The organism is Actinoallomurus spadix, assembly GCF_024055725.1.
GTDB classification, from domain to species: Bacteria; Actinomycetota; Actinomycetes; order Streptosporangiales; family Streptosporangiaceae; genus Actinoallomurus; species Actinoallomurus spadix.
Genome location: NZ_JAMXMX010000010.1, coordinates 85,363 through 101,318, shown reverse-complemented (window position 1 = coordinate 101,318; position 15,956 = coordinate 85,363). Strand labels below are relative to the sequence as shown.

Below are 15,956 nucleotides of genomic sequence, written 5' to 3'. Positions count from 1 at the left end.
GCCGGTTCATCCGGCGGCGGCCGGCTCCGCGATCCGCACCGAGGACGTCTCGTCCCGTTCGCGGTGCTGAGCGGACCAGGACTCCAGCGCCGTCCGGCAGGCGTGGTCGAGGTGGCGCAGGCCGGACAGGTCGAGTTCGACCGCCCGGCCATGCGGGATCCTCTCCAGGGCGTCGAGCACCTTCGGCAGGCGGAGGAACGTCGCGTTCCCGGTGAGCCGGATGACGAGCGGATCCGCCTGCTCGTCCACATGGATGTGGATATCCGAGACGTCCCATGCCGTCTTGATAACGGCCAGCAGCAGGCCGATGAGGACGCCTTCGAACAGGTTCGTGACGACGATCGCCAGGGCCGTGCCGGTCAGGACGACCGCCTCGCCGCGCTCGGTCCGCCAGAGCCGGCCGACCTCCCGCAGCGACAGCAGCTTCCAGCCCGCGTGCACGAGGATGGCGGCGAGGGCGGTCACCGGGATGTACTCCAGGGCCACCGGAAAGATCACCGTGAATGCGAGCAGCCAGACCCCGTGCAGGATTCGGGACGCCTTCGTGCGGGCGCCGGCCTGCACGTTCGTGGCGCTCCGTACGATGACGGCGGTCATGGGCAGGGCGCCGAGCAGCCCGCACACCATGTTGCCGGCCCCCTGCGCCATCAGCTCCCGGTCGTAGTGGGTGCGCGGGCCGTGGTGCATCCGGTCGACGGCCGCCGCGCTGAACAGGCTCTCCGCCGAGGCGATCAACGCGAACGCCACGATGGTGCCGACCGCGCCGATCGAGACGAGCCCGCCGAGGTCGGCCGGGCTCGGCGGCTGGATCGCGCCGAGCAGGCCCTTGACCTCGATGCGCTTGACCGGAAGGTCGAAGGCGACCGTGACCAGCGTTGCCAGCGCCACCGCGACGAGCGCGCCCGGGATCACCCGCAGCCGCCTCGGCGCGTACTTCCAGCAGACCAGGACGACGATCGTGCCGATGCCGATTCCGCCGGCGGCGAGGGCGGCCGGTTCGCTCGCCGAGTCGGCGAACAGGTCCGGCAGGCCGGCGACGTTGGCCATCGCCGCGCCGGGTGATTTGTTATCGAACAGGCTGTGCACCTGGCCGGTCACCAGGACCAGCCCGATACCGGCCAGCATGCCGTGCACGACCGAGATCGAGATCGCGCGGAACCAGCGTCCGAGGCGCAGCGCGCCCATCCCGAGTTGGATGAGGCCCGCGGCGAGGACGATCAGTCCAAGGGACCGCAGGCCGTACTCCCGCACGGCCTCGAACACGAGCACGGTCAGGCCGGCGGCCGGGCCGCTGACCTGCAGGCTGCTGCCCGGCAGGGCGCCGGCGACCAGGCCGCCGACGATGCCGGTCGCCAGGCCGAGCTCGGCCGGGACGCCGGAGGCGACCGCGACGCCGATGCACAGGGGCAGGGCGACGAGGAAGACGACGATCGATGAGAGCAGGTCTTGCCGGAAATGCGGGAAGCGCCGGGGGGCGGCACGTCCGGAGAGGGGCGGTGCCATGTTCACCTCGTTCCAGGTCGGGAGGGTTTCAGAGCGGCAGGAAGGTGCCGGCGTCCGGGCGGTGGGCGCTGACGACGCCGGTGTCGATGGCGTAGAACCAGCCGTGCAGCGCGAGCCGGCCGTCCCTCACCCGCGTCGCGACGCTCGGATGGGTGCGGAGCCGGTCGAGCTGGGTCAGCACGTGCCGCTGGACGGCGGAGCTGATCGCGGGTCCGTCCGCGTCGGTCATGGCGTCGCGTACGGGGTCGTGGGGCTCGGTGTGGCTGAGCCAGCGCCGGACCGTGGGCACGGCGGGCAGGCCGTCGGCGCTCAGGAGCGCGCCCACGGCTCCGCAGTGCGAGTGCCCGCAGACGATGACGTTGGCGACCTCGAGCACCTCGACGGCGTACTCGATCGTGGCGGCCTCGGCGGTAACCCGCTCGGCGTTGTGGACCGGGACGATGTTCCCGGCGGTGCGGAGCTCGAAGAGCTCGCCCGGACCGGCGCCGGTGATCAGCGTGGGCACCACGCGGGAGTCGGAGCAGGTGATGAAGAGCGCCTCGGGGCGCTGGCCCTCGGCCAGACGGCCGAGGTCCGTACGCCGGTCGGCGGCTCGCTTCGGGAAGAGACGAGCGTTGTCGATCAGCGACTGCATGGCACAGCCCTCTCTGGGGTCGTCGGCACGAACCGACGAGAACGGACGGGTACTGGCGAGCGTTCACGCGGCACGCGAAGGCACGGCGTCGGGCCGTCGCGGGCAGGCGTCGATCAGTCGGCGTCGTCGGAGACACCGTCTGCGGAGAAGAAGAAGGAGAGAACGGGCGGTGGGCCGCCCTAGGCGGCGTCGCTCAGCAGCGGAAGACCTGTAGTGACTCGGGAGTGGACCCGAGAGGGTGCCGCGTGAGGTCGCGGTCGAGGAGCGCGCCGGCCGGTCCGGGAGGCGGAGCGGCGGTGACACCGGTCTGCCCGGTCGTGAGGACCGAGCGGCTTTCGTGGTCGGGCGGCAGGCCTGGTATCCGGCGACGACCGGGCATGAGGTGCGCGGTGACCGAGGCGGAGCCGACCGGCTCCTCGCCGGCCCGGTTGTCGCGCTCGGTCGCCGACGAGGCGGCCGAGGCGGGGACCGGCGAATGGCCGGAGGTCAGGAGGTCGGGACCCCCGAGGAAGGCCAGCGCGATCAGCAGCACCGCTGCGATCCAGCCTCCGCGTGCCCTGAGCACGACGCCCCCTGACTCGGACCTGACTGACATGAACCAAGGCCAGCCTAACCTGGGGCGGTACGTGATCGGGAGGTCACACTCCGCGCAGAACCTGGTTCTGGCCAGGGACTTCTCGGGGCGATTCACCTTCTTTCGGGATGAACTCCGCTGACTAGTGAGGGGGATTTAACCGGGACGTTACATTTTGTCAACGGAGGGTGATCGGCGGGAGAAGGCGTACGGGCCGCGGGAGACCCGCGGCCCGTACGTCTCACTCCGGGACCGGTTCACCGGTCAGGGACGGCTCCTCTCAGCCGCAGGCGTGATCCGGCTTGAGCGCGAAGTCGGCCGTCGTGGACGCCAGCTTCACGATCTTGACGGACCTGCTCTGCGGCGCCCAGCCGTCCTTGGCCGCGATCAGGGTGAGCGGGTTGTTGCGGACGTCGAGCCAGAGCACGTACTGGCCGTTCTTGTCGGTCTTGAGCGTGTAGCCCGCCGTCCAGCTGTCGATCTGCACGGTCGCCCCGGCCAGCGGCGCCGGCGCGCCGGTGCATCCGGCGCCCGTCACCGTCCCGGTGATCTTCCCCCACGTCGACGGCGGATTCACCGTCAGCGTCACGGGCACCGAGGTGGCGCCGTACGGCGTCTTGGCGTCGACCGTCAGTTGAGCGGTGAACGTCCCCGGCTGGGTGATCGCGGCGACGTTCGCGTCGAACTTCACCGTGACCTTGGCGCTCTTGCCCGGCTGGATCGTCACCTCGGTCGGATCCTCCGACAGCCACGGGACGTCGGCCGTCGCGACGCACTGGTCGTACCCGGGCAGCGTCTCACCGCTCTTCACGGCGTTGAACCCGCCGCTGGACCCTCCGATCTTGTACAGGCCGCAGGCGGCACCGCCGCGGTACAGGGTGTTGTTGGAGTTGGGCAGGGCCGTCCAGGAGTCCGAGTCGGGGTGGTAGGCGAAGCCCTGGTTGGTCAGCGTGCTCGTGCCGTTGGTCACGCCGCCGGACACCAGCAGCTGCCCGCCGGCCGTGGCGTACCCCATCGCCCACAGGTCGATCGGCAGGTCGGCGACGGCCGACCAGGTCCCGCTCGACGGGTCGTAGGCGTAGGCGTGCCTGCTGCTGACACTCGTCGCCGAACCGCCCGCGCAGTACAGCTTCGCGCCGATCCCGCCGCAGGCGAGCCAGGCGGTCTTCTCCGGGTACGCGGCCGCCGAGCTCCAGGAGTTCGCCGCCGGGTCGTACACCTGCACGTCGGTCGCGCCGCAGGCGTCCAGGCAGCCGCCAACGAGGTAGATCTTGCCGCCGAGGACGCCGACGCCGGCTCCGGCGTACGGCTTGGGGTTGTCCGCGCCGGCCGACCAGGCGCCCGTCGCCGGGTCGAAGACCTCCGTCTTGGCGACCGCGTCGCCGGTGGAGCCCCAGCCGCCGAGGACGTAGATCTTCCCGCCGACCGTCGCGGCCTGCGGTGCCTCCCGTCCGGTGCCCAGGTTCGCGATCGATGACCACGCCTGGCCCGCCGGATCGTAGACGTACGCCTTGTTCAGGACGGACGTGGTGTCGACGCCACCGAGCGAGTAGACCTTGCCGCCGACGTTCACGACCGCGTTGTCCATGACCGTCGAGGGGTAGTCGGCGATGCTCGCCCACGGCGGCGCGTACGGTGCCGCGGCGGCCTGGGCGGCGGCCTTCGTCCGGGCCGTGGCGCTCTTGTCCGGGCGGAACCGGCCCTGCGCGTAGTCTCCCTTCACCTTCTGCAGCGGCGCGCCCTGCGCCGCCGGGTGGTAGTCGCCGTTCTGCTCACCGATCTTGGCGGTCACGGGCGCCGAGCCGGTGTTCTTCAAGGTCAGGGTCGTGCTGCCCTGCCCCTGCCAGGCCACCGTCTTCTTCAGCTCGGCCGGCGTCACCGCGAGCCGGGGCGCGGCCAGGGTGAAGTCGGCCGCCGTGGCCCAGCCGGCCGCCACGTTCACCGTGGCGTCCTTGGTGGAGTAGCCGCTCGCCGACGCGGTGAACCTGTGGCTTCCGGTGACCGAGGAGAACAGCCAGTAGAAGCCGTCACCGAGGTTCGGGTCGTCCGGCGTCGCCGCCGACGTCGCCTTCTCCGCCGGCCGGTCGGCCGAGGTCACGGTGGCGCCGTTCACGCCCGCGCCGGTGTTGCCGTCGAGGACCTGGCCGAGGACGAGGGCGCCGGAGACCGGGGCGCACGTGCGCTCGCCCAGGAACACGTCGTCGACCTGCCACCAGTAGCCGAACTTCCCCGTGAAGTGGAACCGCACCTGGACCGCGCTCTTGCCGGCCGCCGCCGACAGGTCGGCCGTCTCCGTCCGGGGACCGCGGGCACTGGCCGCGTGGTGCGCGACCGTCGTCCACGTCTGGCCGCCGTCGACACTGAGGTCCACGTCACCGGCCTGACCGGAGTAGTGGTAGTAGTCGCTGCGGAACGACGCGATCGGGTGCGCCTTGCCGCTGAAGTCGAGGACCGGGCTGACCAGCGACGTGTCCTGGGTGTTGCCCGAGCCGTACTCGTCGCTGTCGACGATGGCGAACCCGCCGGTTCCGCCGGTCCGGTTGCCGCGCCCGCCCGGATCGTCGAACACCCACGTCTGGCCCTTGCCGGGCTTGTCGTCGACCGTCCAGCCGCCCGGGGCGGCCGTGCCGTCGAAGCCCTGCGTGGTGCCGGAGTAGGTGAAGCCGTACCCGGGCGCGCTGCACGTCGTCTGGTCCACCAGTGTGGTGACGTCGTGCGTCGTGTCGGAGGACCCGACCCGTACGTCCGCCGAATCGGACCGGTAGCCCGGGTACAGCGGATCGACCTGCAGCGTGTACGTGTCGTCGGCGGGCAGGCTCAGGGCGTACCGGCCCGTCTTCGGATCGGTGTACGTCACCGAGGTCGGCTCGTCCTTGACCCGGACCGTCGCGTACATCGGCCAGCCGTGGCCGGACCCGTCCCGTACGAGACCGGTCACGTTGACGCGCGCCTTGGCGGTCAGCGCGAAGTTCTCGGTCACCGTCTGCCCGTCGGCGACCTGCACGCCGGCGACCGTCTTGGCGGCGTAGCCGAACTTGCTCGCGGTCACGTCGTACGTCCCGGGCGGAACGCTGAGCGTGTAGTCGCCCTGCCCGTCGGTCGTGGTCGTGGCGTCGCCCGCCGTGACCTTGGCGGCGGCCAGTGGCGCGGCGCCGTCCGTGACCGTGCCGGTGACGATGCCGTGCGGCCCGGACCGGAACGCCCCGACGCCCTTCGGCGTGCCGAGCCCGGTCGGCCCGTCGTACCCGGACCCGGCCGTGCACAGGTACGCCGGGTCGCAGTCGCCGTTCGACCCGCTCGTCACGTCGTTGAGGTCGCCCGGGTGGGCGTACGGGAGGGCGTTCGGCGCGGAGCCCGCGGCGGGCGTGCCCGCGAGCGCGTACACCGAGGCGATGATCGGAGCCGACGCGCTCGTGCCGCCGTAGACGTGCCAGCCGCCGTAGTAGACGGCGACGCCGGTGTTCGGGTCCGCCACCGCGGACACGTCGGCGATCGACCGCCGGGCACAGCCGGTGTCCTGCTGGAACGACGGCTTGGACTCGTAGGCCGAGCAGCCGCTGCCCGCGCCGTCCCACACGGTCTCGGTCCAGCCGCGCGCGGAGGAGTCCTTGACCAGGGACGTGCCGCCGACGGCGGTGACGTCCGGCGACGCCGCCGGATAGCTCGTGCCGTACCCGTCGTCACCGCTGCTGGCCGTGATCACGACGCCGGGGTGGTCGAAGTAGGCGTCGTCCGCCTGGATCTCGTCGGAGCCCTCACCGCCGCCGTAGCTGTTGGAGACGAACTTGGCGCCCTGCGCGACCGCCTGGTTCACCGCCGCGCCGAGGTTCTCCATGTAGTTGTCGTCGGCCTCGACCAGCAGGATCTTGCAACTGGGGCAGACCGCGCTGACCATGTCGACGTCGAGCGCGATCTCACCGGCCCAGCCGGAGTTCGGCGGGGGGTAGCTCGTCCCACCGCGCTGGTCGATCTTCTTGAAGCAGCCGTTGGCGGTCGTGCACGGCGGCAGGCCGTACTGCTGCCGGTACACCGCCAGGTCGGCCTCGGCGTTCGGGCTGTCGAACGCGTCGACGATCGCCACCGTCCGCCCCGCGCCCGTGTCGGGCAGGGCGTACGCGTCGACCAGATCGGCGGGTGCCAGTCCGGCCGGGTCGCTGTTCGGCTGCACGCCCTTCGGCCCGATGGCGTCGTCGCGAACGAACGACAGGCAGGCCATCTCCCCGGCCCGGGTCGGCTTGGCGCACGCCCGGCTGGTGGGATGCAGGCCCGGGGCGGCCGGACCGGACGCCTTGGTGTGCGGGACGGGTCTCTTGGCCGGGAGGCCGGACGCGGAGGCCGCCGGAACGCTGATCACTGTCAGGACGGCCGTCATGAGCGCCACGACGAGGGCGCCCACGCGCCCGCCCACGGATGACACCGCGAGCGGATGGGGGAGGCGACGAGGCCGCCGCCGGGTGGGAGGTTGGGGCATGGACGTCTCTCCTGGCGGGGGTGGCGGGGACCCGGATCACGGGTCTCGAACACGCCGATCGTCGCCCAAGAGACGGCAAAGATCACGTCCGCATATGGCCGGGAGTCAAGTCCGTTGTCAGCTTGAAAACTCCTGAAAAAACGCTCAACGCGTTAGGAACTTACGAAGAGTGAGTTTCCCGGCATTTCTGCACATTCTTCTGGAACGTGCCAGTGCGGACTCCTACAAACTCCGGCCCGCAACCTTGGCCGCGTAGCGGCTCCGCCACGCTCCGCTCCCCGGCACACCGGCCACCACCGCGACGCGACGCCTGCCGCGCGGCCCGGAGTTCAGGCCGCCCGACGGCCCGGCCGGTGGGGCGGGCGGGGGGAGGACTCAGGGTCGGTCAGGGGTTACGAAAAGCGCCCCCGCCGTGTGGCGGGGACGCTTTTCGGTCGTACATCCCGGCATACCCCTCCGGCCTCGGTCGGCCGGGCGACCGGGTGGCTCAGACGCCGAGACGGCACTCGGCTCGCTCTTACCTCGTGCCGTCCTTCTTCTCGTCGTAGTCCTCGGCGTAGTCCGCATAGCGCGCTGCGAGGTCTTCGTACGACGAGTCGTCGTCGTAGGGGTCATGGTCATCTTGCGAGTTCTGGTTGACGCCCAGCTCGCCGCGCAGGCGCTCCAGGTCCGTCCCGCCGCTGTTGTACTTCAGCCGGCGAGCAACCTTAACCTGCTTGGCCTTGGCTCGGCCGCGCCCCATTGGCTCGACCCCCTCGATGGTCGGGGACCCGTCGTATCGGCCCCACTTACGCTCGCTTACGCATCCGCAACCGGGCGCGACAACACGCCACGCACCGACTACGGGTACAACCGTACCCGTTTTGCGCCTAGCTCGGTACGTCGTCTGCACGGCAGCGGCTGGTCTAGAGCTTAACCCACCGTTCCCGTACGCGCTCCGGCGACCTTCTCGGGACGGAGGATCCGCAGCGTGCGCCGATCACGGGTTCAGCAGGATGCCCCGCAGGCGGCCAATTTCGGACATCCGTCGTTCGGCGAGTCGATCGGCCGCAACGGCGGGTGGGACGCCCTCGTCTGCGGCGATCGCGAAGATTCGCCGGGTCGTCTCGAAGATGCCGCTCGCCTTCTGCTTCGCCCGATCGAAGTCGAAGCCCTCGATCTCGTCGGCCACCTGGATCACGCCGCCGGAGTTCACGACGTAGTCGGGCGCGTAGAGGACACCCCGGTCGTCGAGCTGCTTCTCGATGCCGGGATGGGCGAGCTGGTTGTTGGCCCCGCCGCAGACGACCTTGGCGCCCAGCACCGCGACCGTCTCGTCGTCGAGGGCCGCGCCGAGCGCGCAGGGGGAGTACACGTCGATGTCGGAGGCGATGAGGGCCGCGTGGCCGTCGACCACGTCGACCTCCGGGTGCCGGGCCCGTACGCGCGCGACGGCCGCCGCGTCGACGTCGGTGATCACCACGTCGGCACCGTCCTCGCGCAGGTGCTCCACGAGCCGGTGGCCGACCTTGCCGACGCCCTCCACGCCCACGCGACGGCCGCGCAGGGTCGGCGAACCCCACACGCGCTCGGCCGCCGCCCGCATGCCCTGGAACACTCCGTACGCGGTGAGGATCGAGGAGTCCCCGGCCCCGCCGTGCGCGACCGTGCGGCCCGTCACGTACGCGCACTCCCGCGCGATGACGTCCATGTCCTCGGAGAAGGTCCCCACGTCACAGGCCGTGAAATAGCGGCCGCGCAGCGACTGCACGAAGCGCCCGTACGCGCGCAGCAGCGCCTCGGACTTGTCCGTCGCCGGATCGCCGATGATGACCGCTTTGCCGCCGCCGAGGTCGAGGTCGGCCAGGGCGTTCTTGTACGCCATGCCCTTGGAGAGGTTGAGGACGTCGTCGAGGGCCTCGTCCTCGGAACCGTAGGGGTAGAAGCGGGTGCCGCCGAGCGCGGGACCCAGCGCGGTCGAGTAGATGGCGATGATCGCCTTGAGACCGCTGGCCTCGTCGTGGCAGAAGACGACCTGTTCGTGGGGTGTGCCGAAGACCTTCGTCACTGTGGTGGCTCCTCTCTGAGCACACGCTGCCCATGGCCGGGGTGGGGCATGAGTCCGACAGGATCAGGGTAGGCGTCCGCACGGCGGTGCGCGGGCAATGGCGCGGCGATGCGCCGAAGAGGTCTCAGGAGCATCTCGGCGGCCCGGGCGACGAGCGTTTTCCGTACGGTCGTGTAACGATGCGGTCGTGTTGCCTTACGCCGCCTACCTCCGGGTGTACGAACCGCTGGCCGCCTATCCCGAGCCGGAGCGCTCGCGCTGGGAGGCGTACGCCGATTCGCAGGAGCGGCCACGGCGGGTCGGTGCGCTGGGCGTCGAGCATACGCGTGCGCTCTGGCGGATGATCGCGGTTCCGCCGATCGTGGCGCCGACACGCGAGAGCGGTGACGCGTATGTGAGGCGTGTCGAAGGGGTGACATATGTCTGCCCCTGGGAGACGCGGCTGCGGTCGTGGCTGGCGTTCGACCGCTTCCGGGCGGAGATGCCCGACGGGCTGGCGGAGATGTTCGTGCCGGCGCGCGTCGCCGAGCAGGCGGACGAGGCGTTCGAGGGCTGGAAGCGCGCGTCCGGGCCGCTGACCCCGCACATCCTGTCCAGCACGTGGCAGGTGCCGCTCGCCTGGTTCGTGCCGTTCGTGGCCAAGGAGCGCTGGCTCGTGCTCGGCGGCCAGGGGGAGCCCGGATCCGGCGGGCCGACGACCGCCACGCCGACCCGTACGCTGATCTACGTGACACCGATGGCCCAGGCCCGACGGCGTGTCGCGCGTGCCCGTGGTGTCCTGCGGCGCCAGGTGGGCGACGGCCTGGAGCTCGGGGACATCGAGTCGGTGGGGCGCTGGCTCGAGGAGTTTCACCCGCACTCTCTGGTGGAACTCGACTACGGCGGACTGGTGCACCTGCTCGACGACGCGGCGTTGCGCGCCGATGAGTCGGTCGGAGAGATCGCTGCTGCGATCATGGGACTGGAGACCGGGCAGGCCGAGGTCGCCGTCGCGATGCACAAGCGTGTGACCGCCCGGTGGCGGGTTGTACGAGCTCTTGAATCCGCCAACTGAGCAAAATTAGCCGAATCACCGCGCGATGCGACTATACGTGTCGCTAGAATCACGCAGCGTGACTCGACCACCAAAAATCACAGAGTTGCTATCAGGGACTTGCCTGTTGCGCTCAGTGGTGGCATGGTTACGTCTTGTGATGTCAAAGTGGTCCATCCAGACCATAAGAGACATCAGTGGCACGCGCGAGGTTCAAACGCTGGATCGCTGTCATCGGTCCACGGAGGAGAGGCCGCACAAATGTCAGCTCGTACGCCAGAGGCCGAGCCCCTGCTGACGCCGGCAGAGGTGGCGACGATGTTCCGCGTCGACCCCAAGACCGTCACCCGTTGGGCGAAGGCCGGGAAGTTGACGTCAATCCGGACGCTGGGAGGGCATCGGCGCTACCGCGAGGCCGAGGTCCGCGCTCTGCTGGGGGGGATCCCGCAGCAGCGGTCGGAGTAGTCGGAGCACCCCGATCAGTCGTCGGTGACCGGTACGGACCCGCCGGCGACGTTCAACTGGGGGGCGCACGGCCGGCGGTCGCCGGGCGTGTCGCATGAGCCGCGCGATGGCGGATGTCCGCCGTCCGCGGGAGGTCGGGGAGCTTCCGTGAGGTTCGACCGGTCCCGCACGTTCGGGGCCGAGGGGGGTTGCACGGACTCCAGGTGATGGATGCCCCGCCCGAGACCGGGCGGGGCATCCGCGCCGTCCGGCGTGTCGCCGGTGTCCGGAGGGCGACCGGGGCGTCACCGGCAGGGGGGTCAGGTGGCGCGGGACTCCCGGGACAGCCGGTCGATGAGCGCCGCCACCTGCGGATCGTGCCGGGCGGCGACGTCCAGGAGCACGACATGATGATCGATGAGCAGGCGTTCGAGTTCGTCCCGGGGGATGTCGCGGTGTTCGAGCCAGTCGAGGCCGGCGGTCTCCACCGAGGCCATCCACGACCGGAGCGTGATGCGCAGGATGGGGCCCGGGTCGTCCGCGCCGATCGTGGCGATGATGCGGCTCATGACGAAGTTGCGGATGCCTTCGATCACCTCGCCGATCTCGCCGGTCCGGTACGCCGGGCCGCCCCGCAGCAGCGCGACGAACGCCGCGGCGTAGTGCTCGACGAAGTCGAAGTAGCGGTGCAGCGACACGGCCAGCCGCTCCAGCCCCCGCCCCTCCGCCGGCGGGTCGAGCAACTCGCCGAGCTGCTTGGCGGCGGTGTGCAGTGCCGCGAGGTAAAGCTCCTGCTTGCCGCCGAAATAGTGGTAGACCAGCGCGCGGGACGCCCCCGCCGCGTCGGCCACGTCATCGATCGAGATCTCCTCGGGCGGCCGGTCGCTGAACAGCTCCAGGGCGGCGGAGATCAGCTCCTCACGGCGCTCGTCGACGCTCAGCCGACGCCGGCCCGGTCGCCCGCCGGTGGAACGCCGGAGTTGCCCCGGTTGTTCGTCCGGAGCGGTTGCGCGATCACCCACAGTGGAAGCGTATCGGAGCGGGCTTTCTCGCGGTGGTTCGGTCAATAGCTGGTCAGCGCATGGACCGAAAGTAGTGACCTGGCCCGAAATGCCTCTCAGGCATGCCCATTACTGAGGGTTACGGGCGAGAGAGGCGATAGGAGGGCATCATGGCATCTCCTCCCTTGCGGCGGTCCGCCGGTATCTGTCCCTGATTCAGGCGGTCGCTGGGACAGGAGAACCCCCATGCCCGAGGACCCACGCCAGGAGGCGGCCGTGCCCAAGGTGCCGGCGGCGAAGCCGACCATCCGCAACGTGGCGGAGCGCGCCGGCGTGTCGAAGTCGCTGGTCTCGCTCGTCATGCGCGGGTCACCGCACGTCAGCGAGGCACGACGGCAGGCGGTGCTGAAGGCGGCCCGAGAGCTCGGCTACCGTCCCAACGCGGTCGCCCGCAGCCTGGTCGAGGGACGCACCCGGCTGATCGGCGCGCTCGTCGCCGACCTGCACAACCCGTTCTTCGCCGAGTTCCTCGACGGACTGCAGGAGAGCCTGCACGGCGCCGGCCTGCGGATGCTCGTCGGCAGCGGCCGCTGGGACCCGCAGTTCGAGGCCGAGGCCGTCGAGGCGTTCCTGGAGATGCGCGTCGACGGGCTCGTGCTGCTCAGCGTCGTCCCGGAGACGCTCACGGACATCGCCAAGACCGTCCCCGTCGTCCTGGTGGGGGAACGCGACATCGACGGCGTGGACATCGTCGTCGACGACGACGAACTCGGCGCGCGGCTCGCGGTGGACCACCTCGTCGAGCTCGGCCATCGCCGGATCGCCCACATCGAGGGCGCGTCGTCGACGACGGCGCACTACCGCCGGACCGGGTACGAATCGGCGATGCGCCGGCACGGGCTGGCGGAGCGGATCGTCGTGGAGCCCGGCGACTTCACCGAGGAGGGCGGCTACCGCGCCGCCCGCAAGCTGCTCGAGGGCCCCGAGCCGCCGACGGCCATCTTCGCCCCGAACGACCTCGTCGCCACCGGCGTCCTGTCCGCCGCCGACGAACGCGGCCTGCGCGTCCCGGCCGACATCTCGATCGTCGGATACGACAACACCCACCTCGCGGCCATCCGCCACATCGCACTGACCAGCGTCGATCAGCCCCGCCGCGACATGGGCCGGGTCGCCGCCGAGCGTCTGTGCGCGCGCATCGACGACCCGTTCCGGGCGCCGAAGCAGACTCTGGTGGTGCCGCACCTGGTGATCCGCTCGACCACCGGCCCGTCCCCGGCCGGCCCGGCCTCGACCGCCGGTCCCATCCCGGGCTGACCGTACGGCATCGCCGATCTACCTTCGTACGCCTCTCGTCCCGCCGTGGTCTGCGATCGGTAAGGGGGGCGTCAAGCTCCGCCGAACCCGCGTACCCCGGCCCGGCGTGCCCGCCTTAATGGACGCGTGACCGCCGCCCGGCGGGTCCTCGGGAGTCGTCGCCGGCCCTGTTCGGGGGGACGGCCGGGGCGCAGGCCCGGGACCGCCGGGCGGCGGACGGGCGGAGCCGAGAGATGCCAGGAGGCGATCGTGCGTGATCCCGAGCTTGTGTCATCCGCGCAGCGCGCGGCGAGTGAGCTGGAACGCGCCTGGTCGCAGTGGCGGCACGCACGCGGGCTGATCGAGGAGGTGACGGAGTCCGTCGCCGGATACGTCAGCCACTCGATCGACCATCCGTGGGGACGGCCCCGTGTGGTGCTCGGCCTGGACGCCGACGAGGCCAGGGCCCTCGCCGTCCTTCTCGGCAAGGAGAGCGTGGTGCGCTGATCGAGCGGCCGCCCGGCGTCAGGACGTGGCCGTCGCCGTTCCACTCAGCGCGGAGAGAACGGCGGCGGCCACCCGCTTCTCCGACGGCGGCCACCTGTTTTCGAGGGGCGGGGCACCGCACCCGCCGGAGTTTGGCAGACTGGTCGTGATGCGTTGTTCGACGGTTCGCTCCGGCAGGGCGCTGAGCGCCCTGGTCATGACCGTGCTCGCGGGTGGTCTCGCCGCCTGCGGGTCCGGGGGCTCGTCGTCGGCGTCGGCGGCTCCGCCGTCGGCGTCGGCCGGCTCGCACCCCGCCCCGGCCTCCTCCGGGGCTCCGTCGCCGACGGGCGGATCGGGCGGGCAGGGGCCGCTCGCCGGGAAGGTCATCGTCGTCGACCCGGGCCACAACGGCGGCAACGCGAAACACCCCGAGGTCATCAACAAGCCCGTCGACGTCTACAACGGCAAGAAGCCCTGCAACACGACCGGCACCTCGACGAACGACGACTACTCCGAGCACGCGTTCACCTGGGACGTCGCCACCCGTCTCACCAAGATCCTGCGGGCGAAGGGCGCCGAGGTCGTCCTGACCCGGCACAGCGACACGGGCGTCGGCCCGTGCGTCGACGAGCGTGCCCGGATCGGCAACCGGGCGCACGCCGACGCGGTCCTGTCGATCCACGGTGACGGGGCGCCCGCCAAGGGCCACGGGTTCCACATCATCGAGCCGGCGCACATCAAGGGCGGCCACAACGACGCGATCCTCGCGCCGTCCCGCAGGCTGGGCAAGGACCTGCGCGACGCCTTCCACGAGGGCACCGGCATCCCGTACTCCACGTACCTCGGCAAGGACGGCATCGACGTCCGCGGCGACCTCGGCGGCCTGAACGTCTCGACCCGGCCGGCCGTGTTCATCGAGGCGGGCAACATGCGCAACCCGGGCGACGCGGCGACGATGAAGAGCGCGAAGGGCCGGCAGAAGATGGCCGAGGCCCTCGCGAACGGCTTCGTCAAGTACCTGGGCTGAGCGTGACCGTCGACGAGGGCGCCGCCGGGCGCGTGCGCGGGCTGTTCGAGCACGCCGACTACACCGTCGCCGGGGTGCGGCACCTCCTCGGGCCGGTCGCCGGTGCGGCGCTGGCCCGCGACGAGATCGTTCCGGCGCTGCGCGCCACGCGGGGCGGCACGCCGCTGGAGACCCTGGTCCGGCTGTTCTGGCTGCAGGTCCCGGTCCCGGAGTCGGCGCTGCCGGCCGACGACCTGGCGGCCCTGGGCCTGGTCGAGCGGTCGGGCGGCGAGGTCCGCGCGCTGCTGCACGTCGAACCGGTCGAGTCCGCGTCGGGCGCCGGCGAGCCGCCCTCGGCCCGCGGTCATATCGTGTCCGACCTGAAGGCCCGGCCGGGCGGGGTCCCGCTCCGGCCCGACCACGTCGTCGGGCAGGGCGGCGCGTCGAACAACCTGGCGCAGCTCGTCGCACGCGGCCCGGTCGGCGACGTGCTCGACCTCGGCACGGGATCGGGCGTACAGGCCGTGCACCTGGCGGACCGGGCCCGGAGCGTGACCGCCACCGACGTCAGCTCGCGCGCCCTGGACCTGGCGCGGCTGAGCTTCGCGCTGTCCGGGATCGACGCCGAGCTGCTGGAGGGCTCGCTGTTCGAGCCCGTCGAGGGCCGCACGTTCGACCTGATCGTGTCGAACCCGCCGTTCGTGATCTCACCGGGACTGCGCTTCGAGTACCGCGAGACGGGACTGCCGGGCGACGAGCTGTGCCGGCGCCTGGTCCGGCGGGCGCCCGCGCACCTGGCGCCGGGCGGCTGGTGTCACCTGCTGGCCAACTGGCTGAACGTCGAGGGCGAGGACTGGCGCGAGCGCGTCGCGGACTGGATCGAGGGCGTCGACGGCTGGGTGGTGCAGCGCGACGTGCAGGACCCCGCGGAGTACGCCGAGCTGTGGCTGCGCGACTCCTGCGACGTGGGCTCGCCGGAGTACCGCCGCCGCTACGACGCCTGGCTCGACTACTTTGAGGCGCACAAGGTCACCGGCGTCGGCTTCGGCTGGATCACCCTGCACGCCTCCGGCGGGGAGGACGTACGGGTCGAGGAGCTGCGGCACGCGGTCGACCAGCCCGTGGGCGCGTACGTCCGGGACGTCGTACGCCCCCGGCCGCGCCTCACTCCGGAGACGACGCTGCGCACCGCGCCGGGGGTCGTCCAGGAGCAGATCGGCCCGCCCGGCGCGGAGGATCCCGAGCGGATCGTGCTGCGGCAGACGTACGGGTTGCGCCGCGCCGCCCAGGTCGGAACGGTCGAGGCGGCGCTGGCCGGGGCCTGTGACGGCGACCTGCCGCTCGGACCGCTCCTCGACGCGATCGCCGAGCTGACCGGCGCGGACGCCGCCGCCGTACGGGCCCGGGCGCTCGCCGTGCTGCCCGATCTGGTGGCCGACGGGTTCTTTGACATGATTTGAG

At 71.4% G+C, this 15,956-nt stretch carries 13 protein-coding genes; 6 read left to right on the top strand and 7 right to left on the bottom strand.

From position 1 onward, the window contains the following. Nucleotides 1–6 precede the first annotated feature (6 nt). From NE235_RS17010 to NE235_RS38210, 6 genes are all read right to left on the bottom strand, one after another. Nucleotides 7–1,503, bottom strand: a complete 1,497-nt coding sequence (locus NE235_RS17010) for a SulP family inorganic anion transporter (RefSeq protein WP_252803930.1) — start codon at nt 1,501–1,503, stop codon at nt 7–9. A gap of 28 nt (nt 1,504–1,531) precedes the next feature. Beyond that, nucleotides 1,532–2,137: a carbonic anhydrase gene (locus tag NE235_RS17005; RefSeq protein WP_252803928.1), complete on the bottom strand. Its 606-nt coding sequence runs from the start codon at nt 2,135–2,137 to the stop codon at nt 1,532–1,534. Nucleotides 2,138–2,330: 193 nt separating this feature from the next. Beyond that, the gene (locus NE235_RS17000; RefSeq protein ID WP_252803926.1) at nt 2,331–2,702 is read right to left on the bottom strand and encodes a hypothetical protein; all 372 of its coding nucleotides are present in this window, start codon (nt 2,700–2,702) and stop codon (nt 2,331–2,333) included. Between the two features lie 289 nt (nt 2,703–2,991). Further along, nucleotides 2,992–7,119, bottom strand: coding sequence for a carboxypeptidase regulatory-like domain-containing protein (locus NE235_RS16995; protein ID WP_252803924.1), 4,128 nt, complete (start codon nt 7,117–7,119; stop codon nt 2,992–2,994). A 580-nt stretch (nt 7,120–7,699) separates the two neighbouring features. Further along, nucleotides 7,700–7,924, bottom strand: coding sequence for a DUF3073 domain-containing protein (locus tag NE235_RS16990; protein WP_252803922.1), 225 nt, complete (start codon nt 7,922–7,924; stop codon nt 7,700–7,702). A 237-nt stretch (nt 7,925–8,161) separates the two neighbouring features. Then, nucleotides 8,162–9,229, bottom strand: a complete 1,068-nt coding sequence (locus tag NE235_RS38210; RefSeq protein ID WP_252803920.1) for a Glu/Leu/Phe/Val dehydrogenase dimerization domain-containing protein — start codon at nt 9,227–9,229, stop codon at nt 8,162–8,164. A gap of 187 nt (nt 9,230–9,416) precedes the next feature. On the opposite strand from NE235_RS38210, the gene NE235_RS16980 reads away from it, so the two are divergent. Both NE235_RS16980 and bldC read left to right on the top strand, forming a co-directional pair. Further along, complete coding sequence (locus tag NE235_RS16980; protein WP_252803918.1) at nt 9,417–10,283, top strand: hypothetical protein; 867 nt, start codon at nt 9,417–9,419, stop codon at nt 10,281–10,283. A 240-nt stretch (nt 10,284–10,523) separates the two neighbouring features. After that, nucleotides 10,524–10,727: a developmental transcriptional regulator BldC gene (gene bldC, locus NE235_RS16975; RefSeq protein WP_141956617.1), complete on the top strand. Its 204-nt coding sequence runs from the start codon at nt 10,524–10,526 to the stop codon at nt 10,725–10,727. A gap of 299 nt (nt 10,728–11,026) precedes the next feature. Here the strand turns inward: bldC and NE235_RS16970 are convergent, their stop codons facing one another. Continuing rightward, nucleotides 11,027–11,728 (bottom strand): TetR/AcrR family transcriptional regulator, encoded by a 702-nt coding sequence (locus tag NE235_RS16970; RefSeq protein ID WP_252803916.1) that lies wholly within the window; start codon nt 11,726–11,728, stop codon nt 11,027–11,029. Between the two features lie 225 nt (nt 11,729–11,953). Here NE235_RS16970 and NE235_RS16965 point away from each other — a divergent pair, with 225 nt between their 5' ends. The 4 genes from NE235_RS16965 to NE235_RS16950 all read left to right on the top strand — a co-directional run bounded on the left by NE235_RS16965 (nt 11,954) and on the right by NE235_RS16950 (nt 15,955). Beyond that, complete coding sequence (locus NE235_RS16965) at nt 11,954–13,024, top strand: LacI family DNA-binding transcriptional regulator (protein WP_252803914.1); 1,071 nt, start codon at nt 11,954–11,956, stop codon at nt 13,022–13,024. A 249-nt stretch (nt 13,025–13,273) separates the two neighbouring features. Then, nucleotides 13,274–13,510 carry a hypothetical protein gene (locus tag NE235_RS16960; protein WP_252803912.1) on the top strand — a complete coding sequence of 79 codons (237 nt, stop codon included), beginning with the start codon at nt 13,274–13,276 and terminating at the stop codon, nt 13,508–13,510. Between the two features lie 148 nt (nt 13,511–13,658). Continuing rightward, nucleotides 13,659–14,516, top strand: coding sequence for an N-acetylmuramoyl-L-alanine amidase (locus tag NE235_RS16955; protein WP_252803892.1), 858 nt, complete (start codon nt 13,659–13,661; stop codon nt 14,514–14,516). A gap of 2 nt (nt 14,517–14,518) precedes the next feature. Continuing rightward, nucleotides 14,519–15,955, top strand: coding sequence for a DUF7059 domain-containing protein (locus NE235_RS16950; RefSeq protein WP_252803890.1), 1,437 nt, complete (start codon nt 14,519–14,521; stop codon nt 15,953–15,955). Nucleotide 15,956: the final 1 nt, after the last annotated feature.